The sequence below is a fragment of the Marinobacter sp. F4218 genome, assembly GCF_019443085.1.
In the GTDB taxonomy this organism is placed as follows: Bacteria; Pseudomonadota; Gammaproteobacteria; order Pseudomonadales; family Oleiphilaceae; genus Marinobacter; species Marinobacter albus.
On record NZ_JAHZIL010000003.1, the window covers coordinates 163,757 to 183,350 of the forward strand.

General features: G+C 58.5%; 22 protein-coding genes. 6 read left to right on the forward strand and 16 right to left on the reverse strand.

Features of this window, described 5'->3' with window-relative positions; all coding sequences use genetic code 11:
• Positions 1 to 30: 30 nt before the first annotated feature.
• The 11 genes from K0B93_RS04640 to K0B93_RS04690 all read right to left on the reverse strand — a co-directional run bounded on the left by K0B93_RS04640 (position 31) and on the right by K0B93_RS04690 (position 8,808).
• Complete coding sequence (locus tag K0B93_RS04640) at positions 31 to 810, reverse strand: helix-turn-helix transcriptional regulator (protein WP_219866097.1); 780 nt, start codon at positions 808 to 810, stop codon at positions 31 to 33.
• Between the two features lie 39 nt (positions 811 to 849).
• Positions 850 to 1,485, reverse strand: a complete 636-nt coding sequence (gene tmk / locus K0B93_RS04645; RefSeq protein ID WP_219866098.1) for a dTMP kinase — start codon at positions 1,483 to 1,485, stop codon at positions 850 to 852.
• Positions 1,485 to 2,552 (reverse strand): endolytic transglycosylase MltG, encoded by a 1,068-nt coding sequence (gene mltG / locus K0B93_RS04650; protein ID WP_228743308.1) that lies wholly within the window; start codon positions 2,550 to 2,552, stop codon positions 1,485 to 1,487. The genes tmk and mltG overlap by 1 nt, the downstream gene beginning before the upstream one ends.
• Before the next feature lie 5 nt (positions 2,553 to 2,557).
• On the reverse strand, positions 2,558 to 3,376 hold the full coding sequence (locus K0B93_RS04655; RefSeq protein WP_219866099.1) for an aminotransferase class IV: 819 nt from the start codon (positions 3,374 to 3,376) through the stop codon (positions 2,558 to 2,560).
• A gap of 8 nt (positions 3,377 to 3,384) precedes the next feature.
• Complete coding sequence (fabF, locus tag K0B93_RS04660) at positions 3,385 to 4,632, reverse strand: beta-ketoacyl-ACP synthase II (protein ID WP_219866100.1); 1,248 nt, start codon at positions 4,630 to 4,632, stop codon at positions 3,385 to 3,387.
• A gap of 131 nt (positions 4,633 to 4,763) precedes the next feature.
• Positions 4,764 to 4,997, reverse strand: coding sequence for an acyl carrier protein (gene acpP / locus K0B93_RS04665; RefSeq protein WP_007154069.1), 234 nt, complete (start codon positions 4,995 to 4,997; stop codon positions 4,764 to 4,766).
• Between the two features lie 133 nt (positions 4,998 to 5,130).
• Complete coding sequence (gene fabG, locus K0B93_RS04670; RefSeq protein WP_219866101.1) at positions 5,131 to 5,874, reverse strand: 3-oxoacyl-ACP reductase FabG; 744 nt, start codon at positions 5,872 to 5,874, stop codon at positions 5,131 to 5,133.
• Positions 5,875 to 5,890: 16 nt separating this feature from the next.
• A complete protein-coding gene (fabD, locus tag K0B93_RS04675) occupies positions 5,891 to 6,835 on the reverse strand; it encodes an ACP S-malonyltransferase (protein WP_219866102.1) in 945 nt (314 codons plus the stop codon).
• 112 nt (positions 6,836 to 6,947) lie between these two features.
• The gene (plsX, locus tag K0B93_RS04680) at positions 6,948 to 7,949 is read right to left on the reverse strand and encodes a phosphate acyltransferase PlsX (RefSeq protein WP_285367789.1); all 1,002 of its coding nucleotides are present in this window, start codon (positions 7,947 to 7,949) and stop codon (positions 6,948 to 6,950) included.
• Positions 7,950 to 7,992: 43 nt separating this feature from the next.
• Positions 7,993 to 8,172 (reverse strand): 50S ribosomal protein L32, encoded by a 180-nt coding sequence (gene rpmF / locus K0B93_RS04685; RefSeq protein ID WP_219866104.1) that lies wholly within the window; start codon positions 8,170 to 8,172, stop codon positions 7,993 to 7,995.
• A gap of 81 nt (positions 8,173 to 8,253) precedes the next feature.
• Positions 8,254 to 8,808: a YceD family protein gene (locus tag K0B93_RS04690; protein WP_219866105.1), complete on the reverse strand. Its 555-nt coding sequence runs from the start codon at positions 8,806 to 8,808 to the stop codon at positions 8,254 to 8,256.
• Positions 8,809 to 8,946: 138 nt separating this feature from the next.
• Here K0B93_RS04690 and K0B93_RS04695 point away from each other — a divergent pair, with 138 nt between their 5' ends.
• Positions 8,947 to 9,543 carry a Maf family protein gene (locus K0B93_RS04695; RefSeq protein ID WP_219866106.1) on the forward strand — a complete coding sequence of 199 codons (597 nt, stop codon included), beginning with the start codon at positions 8,947 to 8,949 and terminating at the stop codon, positions 9,541 to 9,543.
• A gap of 21 nt (positions 9,544 to 9,564) precedes the next feature.
• Here K0B93_RS04695 and K0B93_RS04700 read toward each other — a convergent pair whose 3' ends face one another.
• Genes K0B93_RS04700 through rluC form a run of 3 tightly spaced genes read right to left on the reverse strand, consistent with a single transcriptional unit; the run spans position 9,565 to position 12,320 of the window.
• Entirely contained in the window at positions 9,565 to 10,608 is a 1,044-nt protein-coding gene (locus tag K0B93_RS04700; protein ID WP_219866107.1) for a S49 family peptidase, read from the reverse strand.
• A gap of 38 nt (positions 10,609 to 10,646) precedes the next feature.
• A complete protein-coding gene (locus K0B93_RS04705) occupies positions 10,647 to 11,294 on the reverse strand; it encodes an HAD family hydrolase (protein WP_219866108.1) in 648 nt (215 codons plus the stop codon).
• Entirely contained in the window at positions 11,295 to 12,320 is a 1,026-nt protein-coding gene (gene rluC / locus K0B93_RS04710) for a 23S rRNA pseudouridine(955/2504/2580) synthase RluC (RefSeq protein WP_228743309.1), read from the reverse strand.
• Positions 12,321 to 12,913: 593 nt separating this feature from the next.
• Here rluC and rne point away from each other — a divergent pair.
• Both rne and K0B93_RS04720 read left to right on the forward strand, forming a co-directional pair.
• Positions 12,914 to 16,108: a ribonuclease E gene (gene rne / locus K0B93_RS04715; protein WP_219866109.1), complete on the forward strand. Its 3,195-nt coding sequence runs from the start codon at positions 12,914 to 12,916 to the stop codon at positions 16,106 to 16,108.
• A 3-nt stretch (positions 16,109 to 16,111) separates the two neighbouring features.
• Positions 16,112 to 16,654, forward strand: coding sequence for a YecA family protein (locus K0B93_RS04720; RefSeq protein ID WP_219866110.1), 543 nt, complete (start codon positions 16,112 to 16,114; stop codon positions 16,652 to 16,654).
• Here K0B93_RS04720 and K0B93_RS04725 read toward each other — a convergent pair.
• Positions 16,651 to 17,529 carry a PHP domain-containing protein gene (locus tag K0B93_RS04725; protein ID WP_219866111.1) on the reverse strand — a complete coding sequence of 293 codons (879 nt, stop codon included), beginning with the start codon at positions 17,527 to 17,529 and terminating at the stop codon, positions 16,651 to 16,653. The genes K0B93_RS04720 and K0B93_RS04725 overlap by 4 nt on opposite strands.
• Positions 17,530 to 17,659: 130 nt before the next feature.
• Here K0B93_RS04725 and K0B93_RS04730 point away from each other — a divergent pair, with 130 nt between their 5' ends.
• The 3 genes from K0B93_RS04730 to K0B93_RS04740 all read left to right on the forward strand — a co-directional run bounded on the left by K0B93_RS04730 (position 17,660) and on the right by K0B93_RS04740 (position 19,048).
• Positions 17,660 to 17,959, forward strand: a complete 300-nt coding sequence (locus K0B93_RS04730) for a YciI family protein (protein ID WP_219866112.1) — start codon at positions 17,660 to 17,662, stop codon at positions 17,957 to 17,959.
• A 125-nt stretch (positions 17,960 to 18,084) separates the two neighbouring features.
• The gene (locus K0B93_RS04735; protein WP_219866113.1) at positions 18,085 to 18,756 is read left to right on the forward strand and encodes a TIGR04211 family SH3 domain-containing protein; all 672 of its coding nucleotides are present in this window, start codon (positions 18,085 to 18,087) and stop codon (positions 18,754 to 18,756) included.
• A 4-nt stretch (positions 18,757 to 18,760) separates the two neighbouring features.
• Positions 18,761 to 19,048: a PilZ domain-containing protein gene (locus tag K0B93_RS04740; RefSeq protein ID WP_219866114.1), complete on the forward strand. Its 288-nt coding sequence runs from the start codon at positions 18,761 to 18,763 to the stop codon at positions 19,046 to 19,048.
• Positions 19,049 to 19,100: 52 nt separating this feature from the next.
• Here K0B93_RS04740 and rraA read toward each other — a convergent pair whose 3' ends face one another.
• Positions 19,101 to 19,580 (reverse strand): ribonuclease E activity regulator RraA, encoded by a 480-nt coding sequence (rraA, locus tag K0B93_RS04745; RefSeq protein ID WP_219866115.1) that lies wholly within the window; start codon positions 19,578 to 19,580, stop codon positions 19,101 to 19,103.
• Between the last annotated feature and the right edge of the window lie 14 nt (positions 19,581 to 19,594).

The following is a 19,594-nucleotide window of genomic DNA, read 5'->3' on the forward strand; positions in this document are numbered from 1 at the left end:
TTCGTCCGAAAAAGCCGATCTTTTCGCAATTTAGGCTACTTTTTCACCAAATCGTAACTTTGTGGGGGTCGTGCCCTTGTGTTTTCTCAAGGCATTGGTCAACGCACTGTGGGACGAAAACCCCGTGCGATAGCTGACTTCCGAGACGGAAAGAGAGGTGGACATGAGGAGCTGGGCCGCCTGGTCCAGCCGGGTCTGGAGGAGAAACTGGTGCGGGGTCACGCCGGTGACTTCCCGAAACATTTCATGGAAACGACTGACGCTGAGACAGGCCACACCCGCAAGATCCTGAACGGTGATCTTGCGATGGAGATTTTCCATGATGTAACGCCGCACTGTATCCGGGCGAACCGCCTGACGGTTCGTCGCAACCGTCCGACTCGCGTTCAGCCGTTCCGCCATGCAATGAAGAATGCTGGCCGCAAGGTGGCGCTTCATACTGTCGTTCGACGGTGACCGATCGAATTCTCCGGCGGCGAACTGCACAAGCCCCTGTAACTTGTTGTCCATCCCCAGTGTACGGGGGCGCTCAAAAAGTGGTGCGAGACACTCGTAATCGCCGTGAGCGGGTGTGTTGATCGCGGGAATGTAAGGGTCGAGGTTGATGACCAGAACATGATTCTGATTGTCGCCACAATAGTCATGGCGGGCCTCGGTCGGGACCAGGCAGGCTTTCCAGGTATCCAGGTGGGAACCGGTGCCGTCCACACTGAGTTCCGCTTCGCCCTGAACGCCCACCACGATCTGATGATGCTCATGTCGGTGCTGATGAGAGGCAATGGGCAACTTCAGTAGGCGTGCATCCAGCATAGACGCGAACGGACCTTAATTACTGAGAATGTTACTTAATTAAAGCAGATCTGAATGAAACTTGCACACAAGGTCACGTACATGGGCGCTGACCTGCTCAAGCGGATCTCCGGCGTCGACGATGCTGTACCGCTCAGGCGCAGCCTCTGCGCGCTCCAGATAGGTGTCGCGGATACGCTGGAAAAACGACACAGCCTCCTGCTCGAAACGGTCGAGCTCACCGCGCTGGCTGGCGCGTCTCATGCCAGTCTCCACCGGTGCATCCAGCAGGATGATATGGTCTGGCCGTAGGTCCCCCTGGACCAGAGTTTCCAGCTGAGCGATCCGGTCAACGGGAACGCCACGCCCGCCGCCCTGGTAAGCGAAGGTGGCGTCGGTGAACCGGTCGCAAAGTACCCACTGCCCCTGTTCCAATGCCGGGAGAATACGGGTGTGCAAGTGCTGGGCCCGGGCGGCAAACATGAGCAGCAATTCAGTGAGATCGTTTACCGGTTCATCCCGGGGGGTCAGCAGCAGTTCCCGGATGGCTTCTGCCATTGGCGTGCCCCCGGGCTCACGGGTGACGAGGACGTCAACGCCAAGGGCCTCGAGGGTTGCCGCAGCGTTCGCCAACTGGGTGGATTTCCCAACCCCCTCGGTGCCCTCAAAGGTAATAAACTGACCGCGCAAGGCCATCACTGGTCTCCACTACCATTATCTTCATCACTCTGGGTGGCTGGTGACGACCGATAGTCTTTACGACGATTGAGCTGAAATTCGCGAACGGCTTTCTGGTGCTCCGCCAGCGTCCGGGAGAATTTGTGCGTGCCATCCCCCCGGGCAACAAAATAAAGCGCATTGCCATCATCCGGGTTCAGCGCCGCATGAATGGCCTCGCGGCCCGGCAATGCTATCGGCGTCGGCGGAAGACCATCAATCCGGTAGGTGTTATAAGGGGTATGCGTGCGCAGATCACGGCTGCCAATGCGTCCCTGGTACTTGTCGCCCATACCGTAGATCACCGTGGGATCGGTCTGCAGCCTCATGCCTTTTTGCAATCGGCGAACGAATACACCGGCCACCTGCTCTCGCTCATACGGCGCGCCGGTTTCACGCTCGACAATGGAGGCCATAATCAACGATTCATAGGGGGTATCGTAGGGCAGCCCTTCCTCGCGGCCAGCCCATTCCTCCTCCAGTACCGCCGACATGGTGTTGAAGGCGCGCTTGAGGAGATCAAGATCCGTTTCGGTACTGGTAAACAGATAGGTATCCGGGAAAAAGCGACCTTCCGGGTGCTCGCCCTCGGCCCCTACTGCCGCCATGATTTCGTCATCCGTCCAGTCCTTGGTGACTTGCTCAAGTCGCTCTGTCCGGGCCAGGGCAGCCCTCATGTCACTGAACGTCCAGCCTTCAATAAACTGAACGGACCAGTGCTTGGTATCACCCGACACCATGGCAGCAACCATGTCCAGCGGCGTCATGCCATCGGTAAACTCATACTCGCCGGCCTGAATCCGGGCCTGGTCCGGATAGAGGCGCCCATGCAGACGCAGCCAAAGACTCTGATCAACCAGCTCTTCACGCTCGAGCATTCGGGCAATCTGACTGAACGCGGCACCACTGGGCACACTGAACAGAACCGGCTCGTCCAGAGCCACGGGCTTTTCAAGGGTCTGCAAACCCTGCCACACCCAGAGCCCGGTGCCGGTTGCAACCAGTATCGCCGCACTAAATGAGGCTATCAGTAACTTCTTGAGCAAGGGAATTATTCCAGTAGTTCGAAAGGATTGAAGATTGTCGCAAGTCCGGTTTCGACAGGCAAATCATGGTCGGCGAGAGTGCGAACCGGGACCACTCCGAGTACGCTGTTGAGCAGGAACAGGCCCCGGCAATCCGGACCCAGGATATCGTCCGTGGTCAGCGGACGCTCCTCCACATGCTCTCCTCGCTCCCGCAAACGCTCGAGTACCCATTCACGCATGATTCCAGCAACCGCCAATGAGGCACCGGGCGGCGTTACCCAGCGATCACGGACCTTGACCAGAAGGTTGGTTCTGGTGCCCTCGACCAGATGCCCAGCACTGTTCGACATGATGACTTCAAACAGCCGGTCGTCCAGCTCCCGTGCGGCCATCACCTGCTCAAGCCGATTCAGCGACTTGATGCCCGCAAACAGGGGATTCACCGTCAGAGGGACTCGGGAGAAGTCCGCGACAACTCCGGCGGGGTCGGTCTGGGGCGGGGGTGAGGTCCCGGATACCATCAGGTTTGGGACCATGGCTGAATCCGGACGATAGCCACGGCCGCCCCCACCTCGGGTCAGGGTCAGCTTGAGAATCCAGCCAGCGCCATCAAAACCCCCGGACAACCGGTCAGCCGCCCGGGCACAGACCGACTTTAACTCGCTTCCCGATACCGTAATGCCCAGTCGCGCTGCATCCCGGACCAGGCGGTTGATATGCCGTGAAAGCAGGACACCCTGCCGCCCTTCCATACGGATGGTCTCGAACAGACCGTCACCGTAGGCAAGTCCGCGATCATTGGCAGGGAGACCGGCCTCGTCCGCCCAGAACAGGTTGAGCATGGGACTACTCAGCCCTCGTAACGGCGAAAGATCAGGGTCCCGTTGGTGCCACCAAAACCGAAGGAGTTGGAAAGCGCCACACGCACATCAGCATTGCGACTGGCATTGGCGACGAAATCCAGGTCGCAGCCTTCATCCGCGTTGTCCAGATTAATTGTCGGCGGCAGGAGTCCGTCGCGAATTGCAAGTACCGAAAATATGCCTTCAACCGCACCCGCGGCCCCGAGCAAGTGCCCGGTCATGGATTTGGTACTGCTCATTGCCAGTTTCTGGGCATGATCACCAAAGACACTCTTCACGGCAGCCACCTCAGCCACATCGCCCACCAGGGTGGACGTGCCGTGAGCGTTGATGTAATCAATCTCGTCGGAACTGATGCCGGCATCACGGATCGCGTTCTGCATGGAACGAGCAGCCCCCTCCCCGCTTTCCGGTGGCGCGGTAATATGATGGGCGTCATCGCTCATGCCGAAGCCGATAACCTCTCCGTAGATGGTCGCCCCCCGCCTTTTGGCATGGTCCAGCTCTTCCAGAACCACCACACCCGCGCCATCACTCAACACGAAGCCGTCACGTTCGCGGTCCCAGGGACGACTGGCTTTTTCCGGCTCTTCATTGCGCGTGGACAGCGCCCGAGCCGCGGAGAACGCAGCAATCCCCGTGCGCGTGGTCGCCATTTCCGAACCACCCGCAAGCATCACGTCTGCATCGCCGTAGGCAATGGTTCGTGCCGCATACCCAATGTTGTGGGTACCCGTGGTACAGGCGGTGACAATGGCAATGTTGGGACCACGATAACCGAAACGGATGGCAGCATTACCGGATATCATATTGATGACCGACGCAGGTACGAAAAACGGCGACACCTTTCGGGGACCGGATTTGTCCATGGTCAGGACATTCTTTTCAATGTACTCCAGACCACCAATACCGGAACCGATGGCAATACCCGCACGCTCCTTATCGAGCTCGTCATAGTCGTTCAAACCGCTGTCATCGACAGCCTGTTGCGCCGCAATCAGACCGTAATGAATAAAGGCGTCAAGCTTCCTGGCGTCCTTGGTGGACAGCCACGGTTCAAGATCCAGATCCCTGATGGCTCCACCAATACGGGTGTTGTACCCGGAAGTGTCAAAACGCTCGATCATGCCTATTCCACTGCGACCTGTGCGAACGCCTTCCCAGGAACTCTGTACGTCGTTGCCCAGAGGAGACAACATGCCCATGCCTGTGATGACAACCCGTCGTTTGCTCATAACCCCTTTCACCTGAATCTAGTCTGAGTGCTTCCGTTCACCGATTGAACCCGAACTCCGGCCAATAAAAAAGCCGTCCTTAGTTTGGTCACAAGGACGGCTTCTTGCCTGGCTTTTATAACTGCAGAGTATCAGGTGTGCGCGACAATGTAGTCGATCGCGTCCTGAACACTGGCCAGTTTCTCGGCTTCTTCATCAGGAATCTCAGTTTCGAATTCCTCTTCCAGTGCCATGACCAGCTCAACGGTGTCCAGTGAGTCAGCGCCAAGATCCTCTACAAAAGAAGATGTGTTCTGAACTTCGGACTCTTTTACGCCCAACTGTTCACAAACAATCTTCTTAACGCGCTCTTCAACTGTACTCATAATGTCCTCACTTTGTGTGTCAACCAAGCAACTCTAGTGCTGCCAGTTTAGATTAAACCCTACCTGCAAACAAGCAGGGATTCGGTCAAACATGTTGTGCGACAAGGGGTTGCGTGAAAGCAACGCCAGGCGCTTATCCCATGTACATTCCGCCGTTGACGTGAATGGTCTCGCCACTTACGTATCCGGCTGCATCTGAGGCCAGGAAGGCAACTACGGCTGCAACTTCTTCCGGCTCACCAAGACGACCCGCAGGTATGATTTCCAGCATAGCCTCACGCTGCTTGTCGTCCAGTTTTTTTGTCATATCCGTGTCGATAAACCCGGGTGCGACGCAGTTTGCGGTAATACCCCGGTTCGACATTTCCTTGGCCAGGCTGCGCGTAAAGCCTTCGACGCCAGCCTTGGCCGCGCAGTAATTAGCCTGCCCCGGATTGCCCATACCGGCAACCACGGAACTGATGTTGATGATCCGGCCCCACTTCGCCTTGGCCATGCCCCGAAGCACGGCTTTGCTGGTGCGGTAGACGCTCGACAGATTGGTTTCCAGAACCGAGGACCAGTCATCGTCTTTCAGACGCATCAACAGGTTATCCCGGGTAATGCCGGCATTATTGACGAGCACCTGCGGTGCACCGGACTTCTCCGCTATCGCCTTCAGACCGGCATCGATGCTCTCGGGATCCGCCACGTTCATGACGATACCGTAGCCTTTCAGACCAGCGGATTTGAGATCGTTTGAAATGGATTCGGCACCCTCGGCACTGGTGGCCGTACCGACCACTTCAGCGCCCTGCTCTGCCAGTGCCCGGGCAATCGCTTTACCAATGCCACGAGTTGCACCGGTCACCAGTGCGGTTTTGCCTTCCAGAGACATGAATAACTCCCTTTCGTTATGACTGACCGAATGCGTCCAGCGCTTTTGCCAGAGAATCCGGGTCTTCGATACCGTGAACCGTCAGCCCGCGATCAATACGCTTGACCAGACCGGCCAGTACCTTGCCGGCGCCACATTCAACAGCCACTTCAACGCCGTTGTTGACCAGCGTCCGCACCGAATCCGTCCAAAGAACCGGCGAATAGAGCTGCTTCAGCAAATTGGCCTTGAGTGTATCGGAATTGGTCTCGGCAGCGGCGTTAACATTTTGTATAACCGGTATGACAGCGTCATTAAATCGCACGTCCTCGAGCGCCTCTGCCAACTCTTCGGCGGCGCCTTTCATCAGCGCGCAGTGGGACGGCACACTGACGGGAAGAGGCATCGCTTTGCGCGCACCCTTTTCCTTGCATGCCTCGATAGCACGCTCGACAGCGGCAGCGGAGCCAGCGATCACAACCTGTCCCGGCGCATTGAAATTGACCGCGGCAACCACGTCACCCTGAGCAGCGCTCTCGCATGCTGCCACCACGTCCTCGTCTTCAAGACCGAGAATCGCCGCCATTTTGCCCTCTCCAGCCGGGACCGCTTCCTGCATCAACTCGCCACGCAGGCGAACCAGCTTGACGGCCTCGACGAAATCCAGGCTCTCAGACGCCACCAGCGCACTGTACTCACCAAGACTGTGGCCCGCCACAAAATCGGGGCGACTGCCACCACCACCGGCGACCAACCACTGCCGCCACAAGGCAACACTCGCAGTCAACAGTGCAGGCTGAGTCACCGTGGTCTGATTCAGTTCTTCGGCAGGACCTTTCTGGCAGACTTGCCACAAATCATACCCGAGCACGTTGGACGCCTCGGCGAAAGTTCTGTTGATGATGGGCCAGGCCTCTGCCGCTGCGGAGAGCATGCCGACAGACTGGGACCCTTGACCGGGAAAAATAAAGGCTGATTTCATAAACAGGATCTTAACGTCATTGAGGGGTTTCGGGAGATTAGCCAATAGTACAAGTTAGGCCAATTATCCGCGAATGCAGGACAAAAACAGGACAGACTTTAGTCTCAGACAGTTACAGCATGAGATCGTCGAGACGCTCATTGATGCGGCGCGGCACTTCGAGCTCCACCTCCCTCACGGCCTGGCGAATTGCGGCCAGCATGGCCCGCTCATTGGCGTTGCCATGACTTTTTATCACAACCCCCTGCAAACCGAGCAGACTGGCACCATTGTGGCGGGACGGGTCCATTAGCCGCAGCAACCGGCCAATAATAGGCCTGGCCATCAACCCCACTATCCGCCCGTACAGGGTTCGGGTAAAGGCCTGCTCCATCAACTCAATCAGCAGCCCGGCAACACCCTCGCCGGTTTTCAGCGCAATGTTGCCAACGAAACCGTCACAGACAACCACGTCAGCCACGTCCCGAAACAGGTCGCTGCCCTCAACGTAACCGATGTAGTTGATGGTATCGCACTGTGCAAGCATATGGGACGCAAGACGCACCTGCTCATTGCCCTTGATCTCTTCCTCGCCAACGTTGAGCAACGCCACGCGCGGCTCAGACTGGCGCGACATGGCCGATGCCATAAGCGATCCCATCAGGGCGTACTGGTAGAGATTTTCTGCAGTGGAGTCGACATTCGCCCCGAGATCCAGGACGTGACAGCGCCCACGAAGCGATGGAATAAGCTTGGAGATGGCCGGACGCTCGATTCCCGGATACATCCGGATGATGGACCGACCGAACGCCATCAGGGCGCCCGTGTTTCCGGCGCTTACGCACCCTTGCGCCTCTCCGTCCCGGACCAGCCCGAGAGCAATGGCCATGGAAGAGTTTTTCTTGTGGCGAAGCGCATGGGACGGGCGCTCGTTCATCCGGACGACATCTGCCGCCTCGACGATCCGGATTCTGGCATGCCCCTCACGCAACAAAGCCTCGAGTTCGCTCCGTATACCAACCAGAACGATACTCAAGGCTTCGTTTTCTCGCACCGCGTCCAGCGCCGCGGAAACCACCACTGTGGCGCCGCGGTCGCCGCTCATGGCGTCAATCGCAATGGTAACCGGTTTCACCGTTTCTCCATCCGACACTGGGCGGCGCCTTTTCGCTGAGAGCTTACTCGTCGCCTGCTTCGATTACCTGCTTGCCGCGGTAGAAGCCGTCCGGGGAGACGTGGTGACGACGATGAACTTCGCCGGTAGTCGCGTCGGTGGACAGAGCGGTAGCGCTCAGGGCGTCGTGCGAACGACGCATGCCACGCTTGGAACGGGTCTTACGGTTTTTCTGTACAGCCATGATTATGCTCCTGACCTGTTAACGTAAATAGAACGTGTGTTCGTTGTACGGCGCCGACTCCCGAACAGAGCCCGCACCCGCTTAATGTTTCGTCTTCTTGAGATCCGCCAGCACGCTGAAGGGATTCTCTTTTCGTGGCTCCTCCGGCTGCGCGGACGAACTGTCAGGCTCATAGGCCTCCAACTCTTCCCGAGCCGGACACTCGTTCCGGTCGTGCAACGGGAATGCCGGCAGCACCAACAACAGCTCGTCCTCAACCATGGACCAGAGATCCGCACTGAAGTCATCCGTCAGGAACGGTTCCAGATCTTTCGGCAACTGCTGCGCCTGCTCATCGCTGGTCACGAGCCCCAGAGTAAACCGGGATACCAGCGTCGTTTGCATGGCATTCATGCAACGCTGACATTCCAGTCTGACCGGAGCCTCCAGCTCTCCTGATGCAATGCGGCGGCGCTCGGCATCCATGTAAAAGGAGAGCCTGACACTGCAGACGGCGCCTTCATCAACACCCAGCACTGCTTCCCGGAAACGAGACAACGCACTGAGGGGGATTTCTCCCTCCAGTGTGCTGTTATGTTCCGCCAATCGGTAGGGATCGACGGACTTGGGCAACTCGGCGTGCGGAGCTTTTGACATAGGCGCGCAATTTTAGGGGCGCGGCCCGCTGGTGTCAAAGACTTCGTTGTCTTTTGGCCAGGGGGTTGGCGGAAGATAGGTGTATTTTACGATAAGCTGGCCCGTGCGACACCAACAAACGCGACAAGGAATCTCTCGATGCCCTCTTCCCCTCTGCTGCTGGCCTCCTCGTCACCCTACCGCCGGGACCTGCTGAAAAGGCTGGGCCTGCCCTTTGAGACCGCAAGCCCCGACATTGATGAGACCCCGGAACCGGGGGAAACCGCAGACCAGCTGGCCACCCGACTTTCAGAGGCCAAGGCCCGTAGCCTTGCCGATAGCTATCCTGCGCACTGGATAATCGGCTCTGATCAGGTCGCCTGCCTGCCAAACGGCACCTTGCTTAACAAACCCGGAAATCACGAACAGGCAATCCGGCAACTGAGCCAGAGCAGCGGCCACGAAGTACTGTTCATGACCGGCCTGACCCTGCTCGACACCGGCTCCGGAAACATCCAGAACCACTGCGAACCCTTTGCGGTGCACTTCAGAGACCTTAGTTTCGAAGAGATTGACGCTTACCTTCGCAGGGAGCAACCCTACGACTGCGCAGGGAGCTTCCGCATGGAGGGGCTTGGCATCTCCCTGTTCAGCCGCATGGACGGGCGCGACCCGAACAGTCTCATAGGCCTGCCTTTGATCGCGCTGAACGACATACTGAGAAACTGGGGACGAAACCCGTTACTCGAGATTTGAGCAGCCCCTCAGATACCCCGCCTAGCGGAGCTCCAGGCGGGACTCAAGCATTTGGCCGGCAAACCCTTCACCAAAGGCAACGCCGAGCTGGTCGACAAGGTCCTGCAACGGCGATTTGTGCCGACTGTAATCCACCAGATTTTCCTTGCCTACGATCTGGCGGGCCACCCAGGACGAGCTACCCAGACCGTCGACCAGACCCAGTTCCACAGCCTGCTCACCACTCCAGACCAGACCACTGAAAAGCCGGTCATCGTCCGCAAGGCGATCACCACGACCGGCCTTGACCGCCTCAATGAACTGGCTGTGAGTGCTCTCGAGAACGTCCTGCCAGAAGGCCACTTCTTCGTCCTGCTCCGGCGAAAACGGATCAAGGAACGCCTTGTTCTCGCCCGCGGTGTATAGCCGACGCTCTACACCCACCTTCTCCATGACGCCGGTAAAACCGAAGCCGCCAGCCACCACACCGATAGACCCGACGAGGCTGGCACGATTGGCGTAAATCTCATCAGCCGCAGACGCTATGTAATAGGCGCCGGACGCTCCGATATCCGAAATCACTGCATACACCTTTTTGTCAGGGTATTCCGCCCGCAGGCGCTTGATTTCATCGTAGACATAGCCCGACTGCACCGGACTTCCACCAGGACTATTGATCCGCAACACCACAGCAACCGCATTCTTCTCTTCAAAGGCGGAACGCAGCGCGCCCACAATATTATCGGCACTGGCCAGCTCATCAGCCGCAATCGTGCCATTCACCTCGATCAAGGCGGTGTGCTTGCCGGTCGCTGTATCGATTGTGTCGCCCAGCGGGAACTTGAACAGGAGCAGAAGGGCAATCAGATACCCAAAGGTCAGGAACTTGAAGAAGATGCCCCAACGCCGACTGCGACGCTGTTCAGACTGAAGCGACATCACCAGCTTTTCAATCAGCTTCCAGTCGCGCCCACTCTCCGGTGGCAAGTTCGGTCCCCTCCGGCCAGCGTGAGGTTTGCCGCCATCTTCCGGCGCCACGGGCTTGTCACCCCACTCAGGTGTCTTATCGGAATCCCAGTCAGTCATGCATACATCCTGTCAGCAACATTATTTTGATTGAAACTTCAGAGCCCCAGCACACGGCGAAGATCGACCACAGTGTCGACGATGGCGTGGGGAGCATAATCCTCAAGGACGTCGCGCTTGTGCACCCCCCACTCGACTCCGATTGACGGCATCCCCAGGCGTTGAGCCATATCCAGATCGTACCGGGTGTCGCCGATCATCACGGCTTCCGTCGGCTCGATTCCGTAAAAACGGATAATTTCCTCAAGCATGGCAGGATCAGGCTTGGATCGGGTCTCGTCAGCACACCGGGTGATATCAAAATGGTCACCAAGACCACTGGAAACCAGGGCCATATCCAGTCCGCGCCGACTCTTACCGGTGGCAACTGAACAGCCGCACCCCGAACCACGGAGATCGGTGACGACGTCTGCCATGCCATCAAAGACATTTTGCGGCGTAGTGACCTTGCTGAAGAAATACCGGCCGTAGCCTTCGCGTATGGCGTTCATTTCTTCCCGACTGATTCCGGGATAGAGCTTTTCCAGCGCCTCCACCATTCCAAGCCCGATAATATCCCGGTAGGCCTCCCGCTCGAGCTGCGGATACCCCAGATCGGTAGCGGCCTGATGCAGGCTTTCAGCAATGTGCTCGACGGAATCCACGAGGGTCCCGTCCCAATCAAAAATAACGACCTTGACCTTCATTTATCGATTCCTGTTACGCGCTTCGAGCTTTCTGAGCACGTCGTTGAATGCATCGTCGTAGGGCGCTTCCAGGCGCATCGCCTCTCCGGTTACCGGCAGGGCAAACTCGAGCGCGCGGGCGTGAAGCATGAGCCGCTGACCGCCAATAGCGCGGAAAGCTTTCAGACTCACATCATCCATATACTTGTCATCACCGGCAATCGGATGACCCGCCCAGGCACTGTGAACCCGGATCTGATGGGTCCTGCCCGTAATCGGCGACGCCTCCACCAGACTGTAACCCTCATACCGCGCCAGGCAGCGAAAGAGCGTCAGCGAGTCCTTGCCCGCATCATCCACTTTCACCCGACGCTCGCCATTGGGCATTTCGTAGCGCAGAAGCGGCACATCCACCCGACCAACCGAATCCGACCAATGGCCCGCGACCAACGCATGATAATGCTTCCGGATTCGTTTCTGACGCAACTCATCCTGCAGGTAGCGAAGTGCCGACCGCTTCTTGGCAACCATAATCAGGCCGGACGTATCCCGATCGAGCCGATGCACCAATTCCAGGAAGCGAGCCTCCGGCCGCGCGGAGCGCAACACCTCAATCAGACCAAAGCTGAGACCACTGCCTCCGTGCACAGCGATGCCCGACGGCTTGTTAACCACCAGCATCTGGTCGTTCTCGAAAACGACCGCAGCCTCCATCACGCCCTGAACCCGACTGCCCGGTGCCACTTGCGCCGGCCTTTCCTTCCGGGTCACCGGCGGGATACGGACCTGGTCACCGGCTTTCAACCGGGTATCGGGCTTTACACGCCCCTTGTTAACGCGCACCTCGCCCTTACGCACCACCCGGTAGATGATACTTTTCGGCACCCCGCGCAGCTGCGCCAGAAGGAAGTTGTCGACGCGCTGCCCTTCATTGTCCTCATCGACCGTGACCCACTGAACCGCCTGGCGCACCTCCTTCCGGCCACCGGAATGCGCTTCGGGCCCCTCATTCCGGGTGGTTTTTCTTGTCGCGGGCTTGCGAGACATGGAATTCCTTAATAGGCGTGTGTACGGGATTGAACGGCCACCCGAATACTGTTATATTCCGGCGTGCTCTGCCGTTTGTCTACGGCCTGACGAACTCCAGTCAGAAGCCGGAGCGGCAGAAGTATACCGACACTATTCGAGAGTTTGAACGCCGCATACCCAATCATTATCGGGATCGGCGGAGGAAATGCTCCCGGAGCTCCAGGACAGACCGATGACGGCTGTGAACCTGCCTTCGGGAGAAGTGGAAAACCGTGCGGAAAACCGACGGGCAACATCACGAAGAATCATTGCCACGCAGGGCCGGGCCGTCCAGCTTACGAATACGACGTGAGACCCAGGCACCTGAGTGAACCTGAAAACGGATAACATGCGTCAACAGACACGAACCTCACACGACCTCTCGCTGCCTACCGGCAGTCGGACAGTCGGTGGTCTCAGACCAAGAGAATCGCACCCCATAAGGGTCTGATTCGTCTGGCCGCCGGCCTGCTCTTGCTGTAGAAGAGCCCCGCGGCACGCACATCCCGCTTCGCTGATGCGATCCCCTCCGGTTTTCTGTCAAAATCAAACGACAGGAACCCTTTCTTTCCATGAAAAGAATGCTCATCAATGCAACTCATCCCGAAGAGTTGCGCGTAGCTCTGGTCGACGGCCAGCGTCTGTTCGACCTCGACATCGAATCCAGCTCCCGCGAGCAGAAAAAAGCCAACATTTACAAAGGCCGCATTACGCGCGTCGAGCCCAGCCTTGAAGCTGCCTTTGTTGACTTTGGCGCCGAGCGCCACGGCTTTCTGCCTCTGAAGGAGATCTCCAAGGAGTACTTCAAGAAATCCCCCGGCCAGATCGAAGGCAAGATCAACATCAAGGATGTGGTATCCGAAGGCCAGGAAGTCATTGTCCAGGTTGACAAGGAAGAACGCGGCAACAAGGGCGCGGCCCTGACCACTTTCATTTCCCTGGCCGGGCGCTACCTGGTACTGATGCCTAACAACCCTCGCGCCGGAGGTATTTCACGGCGTATCGAGGGTGATGAGCGCGCCCAACTCAAAGAGGCCATGAACGACGTCCAGGTGCCCAAATCCATGGGCATCATCGTCCGCACGGCCGGTATCGGGCGAACCACGGAAGAACTCCAGTGGGACCTTGATTACCTGGTTCAGTTCTGGGAAGCCATTACCCAGGCCGCCGGCGAGCGCAAAGCGCCGTTCCTGATCCACCAGGAAAGTAACGTCATTATTCGCGCGGTACGTGACTACCTTCGCCAGGACATCGGCGAAGTACTGATCGACGCCAACGGGGTGTATGAAGATGTCCTCAACTTCGTTCGCGCCGTCATGCCGACCTTCGAGAACAAGATCAAACTGTACAAGGACGAGATCCCTCTGTTCAGTCGCTACCAGATCGAAGGCCAGATCGAGACCGCCTTCCAGCGGGAGGTAAAGCTTCCCTCAGGTGGTTCCATTGTCATCGACCCAACCGAGGCCCTGGTCTCGATCGATATCAACTCCTCCCGTGCCACCAAAGGGCACGATATCGAGGAAACAGCGTTCCAGACCAACCTTGAGGCCGCAGAAGAGATTGCTCGCCAGCTGCGCCTGCGCGATATGGGCGGCCTGATCGTCATCGACTTCATCGACATGACCCCGGCCAAACACCAGCGGGAAGTCGAGCAGAAGATGCGTGAAGCCCTGGAAATTGACCGGGCCCGGGTTCAGGTTGGCAAGATTTCCCGCTTCGGCCTGCTGGAAATGTCGCGACAGCGCCTGCGCCCGTCACTCGGCGAGACCCGAAGTGAAGTCTGCCCTCGTTGCGAGGGTCAGGGCACCATCCGGGGGATCGAGTCCCTGGCGCTGAGCATCATGCGCCTGATCTACGAGGAATCCTCAAAGGAAAAGACGGGCGAAGTCCGGGCGGTGGTTCCGGTGTCCGTGGCCACCTTCCTGCTGAACGAAAAGCGCAAGCAATTGGCCGACATCGAAGCCCGCCAGGAAGTCAGCGTCGTCGTAGTGCCGGTGCCTCACATGGAGACACCTCACTTCGAAATCCTGCGCATGCGCGACGATGAAACCACACCTGAGCATATCTCCAGCCACCAGGTGGCCCAGGAATACAGCGAGCGTGAAGAAGAGGTGTTTGAGGCTCCGGCACCCGAGCGTCCGGCACGCGAACAGGCCGCGGTCAAGGCAATCCAACCGAGCGCCCCCGCACCCAAGCCGGCCGCCAAGCCTGCCGAGCCTCAGGCTCAGGAAGAAGGACTTTTCCGCCGTCTGGGTCGCAAAATCGCCGGTTTCTTTGGCGGTGAGGACGAACAACCGACTGAGACCCGCGACAAGAACCGGGCCGTGCGCGAAGATCGCCGGAACCAGGGTCGCCAGGACCGCCGCAAATCCCGGGTTGCCCGCGACGACCAGCGCTCAGCTGGCAATCGCACCGGAAGCGACCGGCGCCAGGGTGGACAGCCGAGCCGTGGCGACGACAGTCGCGGCCGTGGACGCAACCGTAGCGACGATCAGAACCGCCCCAACCAGAGCCGACCGGCCGCCGACAAGTCCGGTGACAGCAAAGGCGGTGAAGGTCGCAAAGACGGCCAAGGCAGAGGCCGCGGCCAGGGGCGCAACAAACCCCAACGCGAACAGAAGGAGACTCGCGAGCAGAAGGATCAGCAGCAGGGTCCCGCGAAGAAGCCAGCCAGCGCCGAAAAGAGCGCCGGAGGCGAAAAGCGTGGCAAGCCCCGTCGCCAACGTAGCCGTGATGGTTCTCCAACGGAAACGCCTGCTTCAACGCCGGCAGAACGTAAAGCCGAACGTAGCGAGAAGCATCAGAAGGACACCCAGCCTGAGCAACCGCTGGAATCCACTGGCAAGCCGGACGTGAAGCAAACCGGGGAGCGCCCGAACGATCGCGCCAAGGCGGCGACGCCGGAAAAAGCCGATCAGCCGAAGCAGGCCAAAACCGAGCCTCAAGCAACCACGGCGCAAGCTGAAAAAACCGCAGAAGCCAGCGCTGAGAAACCGGCAGAGACCAAGCCGGAGACACCAGCAGAAGCCAGGACGGAGAAGCCGGCTGAGCCAAAAGCGGCTGACAAGCCTAAGGCAAAGACCGAGGCGACCAGGGGTGGCGAAACCACTGCCAAAGAGGTGCCAGCGGGGAAGTCTGAATCGGCAAAAGCCGAGGCCGGCACCAATGCCCGTGCTGACCGAAAGCCGAAGTCGGCCGATAAGTCAGAGGACCAGTCGGACGCCAACAAGAGCAAGGCCGCAGAGACTGATCAGCCGTCGGCAAAACCCGCAGAAGCCGCTGCCCCCAAAGCCGGCAAGGCGGACGCCGAATCAGCCGCCACGACCGGGCAAGCCGCGCCTGCCAAGACGGAAGCAAAGACCGAAACCGAAGCAAAGGCCCAAATATCGCCTTCGGAAAAGCAGGCCGACGTTGAACCGTCGACTCCGGCCAAGCCGGCACCCGAGGCCAAGCCAAAGGCCGGCACCGAGTCTCCGGAAACCAAAGCGCCTGAGCAGCAGAGCCAACCTGAGCAGAAGGCTTCTGATCAGACGGCGCCCGAAACCAGGGCTCCTGAGCCAAAACCCACGACCACGCCGGAACCCGAGTCAAAACAGGAAGGCGAGAAAGTGGGCAAAACAGAAACTGCCGATGCCGACGAGGCCAAGTCACAGGAACAACCTGCCATTGATGTTCCGGTGACCCCGGGTCGTGCCTACAATGATCCAAGAGAAGTCCGCAAGCGCCAACGCGCCGCGGAAGAGGCCAAGAAAGCCGGGAGTAACTAACGAATGCTATCCAATTCCGACATCGAAGCGCTGGAAGACATCCTGTTTGCCGAACCCTGGGGAGACGAAGCCCTGGACTTCTTCGGCCTGCATGGAGTCGTCTGTGCCAGTGTCGTCGGCCCGGCAAAGTTGAGCGCGGAAGACATCTTCCGCCTCGCCACGGGCACCCAGGCGGTGCCCGGCGGCGAGGTTCCAGAGGTCTTCGCCCGCTGTGTCAAAAAGCTCTCGGAGGACATGGCTCATGCCCTGGATATGGGGCAGGCACTCGAGCTTCCGGAACCGGAAGATGGCGACCCCATGAATGCGCTGGAAAACTGGTGCGCCGGGTTCGTGGACACATTCCTGGAGCATGAGGACGAATGGCTGGAAACAGCAAGTGAGGAAGAGACGGCCGATCTGCTCGTGCCTATGCTCACCCTCTCCGGACTGTTTGACGACGAGGACTTCCAGAAGGTCCGCAACAGCGACAAACTGTCACGCCAGATGGCGGATGCCATTCCGGATTCTCTTACCGACCTTTACCTGCTGTTCCACGCGCCGGACTAGACCGGCGCGGGAAACTCCACAGGCGTTGTGAAATGATGCCAGACCGGCTCAAGCCCGTCTGGCATTTTCATGATTTTTCCGAGCTCACACCAGGGCGCGCCCGGGAAATGAAAATCGCTACCCTGGGACGCCAGTAGGCCCTCCCGGCGACACAGTTCCGCCAGGAAACCCAGATCTCCACTGGACTGACCGGACGTCGAGACTTCAATCGCCCGGCCGCCGGCGCGACGGAAATCGGCCGTCAGTTCCCTCAGTTTCGTGGCTGTCAGCTGATACTTCCGCGGGTGCGCCAACACGGCAATGCCGCCAGCTACATTGATCCAGCCCACTACCTCCTCCAATTCCGGCCAGTAGGCTTTGACATCACCGGGCTTTCCATTCCCAAGGTGGCGCTTGAAGGCCTGAGCCGTGTTACTGACCACGTCCGCCTGAACCAGAACCTGAGCGAAATGGGGGCGACCGGGCACATCGCCGCCCGAAACGGCCGTGGCACGGTCAAACAGATCTGGAACTTTGAGCTTGCTCAACCGGTCGGCAATCATGCGCGCCCTCGCCCACCGATTGTCATTCTGACGCTCCAAAGCTGCCAGAAACGACTCATCGTCCGGATTAAAATCCAGACCCACAATGTGAATGGTACGGCTCTTCCAGAGGCAGGAGAGCTCAACGCCCGGAATCACTACCAGGCCTCGCTCACTGGCAGCTGTACGAGCTTCTGACAGACCTGAAATCGTGTCATGGTCGGTCAGTGAAAGATGGGTTACCCCACGCTCCACGGCTCGATTCACCAGTGCGGAAGGCTCCAGGGCTCCGTCAGAGGCTGTACTGTGGCAATGCAGATCAATGCACAGAGCGGAGGCTTGCGGTATAGTCACAGAAAATCCCGAATCAGTTGGCTGGTCGTCTTACCCGTTTGTTCACCAGTGTACCAGCCAGCCACCGATTCTGTATTACATCCCGTTGCCGGGCCTACGCCCGGCAACCATCGGTACAATGGAGAGCTGAATGTACTACGCGATTATCAGCGAGGACGTCGAAAACAGCCTGCCCATGCGTCAGTCTGCGCGGCCTGCACACCTTGAACGCCTGGAAGCGCTAAAAGCCGAAGGCCGCCTGCTGGTGGCAGGACCTCATCCCGCGATCGACACCCCGGATCCCGGTGAAGCCGGCTTCAGCGGCAGCCTGGTCGTCGCGGAATTTGACTCCCTCGAAGCTGCCCAGGCCTGGGCCGATGCGGACCCTTACATTGCTGCCGGCGTCTACGAGAAAGTGACCGTGAAACCATTCAAGGCCGTACTGCCGTAATTGCCGGCACCAGCCGCATGAGTTTATTGTAATGCGGGTCCGCTTGAATGGCCTATTATCTGTGACAAAATTGCGCCTTTGATTCATGACTGCTTTTTAACCGTCTAACTCAGGGATCGTATCCAGTGACGCCTTTCCGTCTTCTTATCAGTGTGCTGTTTGTTGTGTCTTCCGTCGCAGTTGCCCAGGCAAAAACCGTCTGGGTTGATGACCAGCTGTACCTGCCCGTTCGAGCCGGGGCCGGCACCCAGTTCCGGATCATCGAAAATGCCGTTCCGAGCGGGACTCCGCTGGAGGTACTGGAAACCACAGAATCCGGTTACACGCGCGTACGCACTCCCAAGGGCACCGAAGGCTGGGTCTCCAGCCAGTATCTGAGCGACACACCGATTGCCGCTGACCGCCTCCAGCGGGCGAATCGCGAACTGGAGCAGACCCGAAACGAGCTGTCGCAGGTGAAGGAACAACTCTCCGAAGTAACCAAGGAACGCAATTCCCTGCAGAGTTCCGAGTCCTCACTGTCGGATCGCTCTCAGGAGCTGCAGCAAGAGCTTCAACGCATCAAGCGTATCGCGGCGGACTCAATCAAGCTGGAGCGCCGTAACCGGGAATTGCGTGAAGAAAATCAAAGGATCCGCAATGACCTGGAAGTGCTGACGGCGGAAAATGAGCGTCTGGAAGCCGGCAAGGAATCGGATTTCATGTTGCTTGGCGCAGGCCTCGTTCTCGGGGGCGTACTCCTGGCGCTGATCATTCCGATGCTTAAACCAACACGGAAAACCGACAACTGGGCCTGATGCCATGCGGGATTACTCGGAGAAGCGGGACTTTCACCGAATGCAGGTGAACTCAGAGATCGAGTTGACGGATAGCAATGGCGAGAAGTTTACCGGCATTTGCCGGGACCTCAGCGCCGCTGGAATGCAGCTGTTCGTGAAGCGACCGGTGGCCGTGGGTGAAGAACTGAAAACGCTGCTCCACCCTACTGGCGACCAGATCCCGCCACTGGAAACAGTTTGCGAGGTATTGCGCTGCGAACAGGATCGTGAGGGTTACCTGCTGGGCACAACCATTAACGAGGTAAGCTGAGCAAAAACTGGGCGGAACGCAGTTGCTGCTGTGCTCCGCCGCATTGAGTGCCTCAGACCAGAGGCTTCTCGGAAACGATGATGCCGTTGTTGTCGGCATAAACGTAGTGACCCGGATGGAAGGTCACCCCACCAAAGGTAACCGCTACATTCAGATCCCCCAGACCACGCTTTTCGCTCTTACGCGGATGCGTACCCAGCGCCTGAACGCCCAGGGCGGTATTGCCGATTTCATCAACGTCCCGCACACAGCCGTAAATGATCAGGCCCGCCCAGCCATTGTTCGCGGCCTTCTCCGCCAGCATGTCGCCAAGCAAAGCGTGACGCTTTGACGCGCCGCCATCAACAACCATGACCCGCCCATTGCCGGGCTGACCCACCTGCTCTTTCACGACTGAGTTGTCTTCAAAACATTTCACGGTGACGATTTCGCCCCCGAACGCCTTGTTGCCGCCGTAGTTATTGAAGCCAGGTTCAAGGACCTGGACTTCGGGAAACTCGTCACACAGGTCGGGTGTAATGATCTCTGTCACGTCTCGCTCTCCTT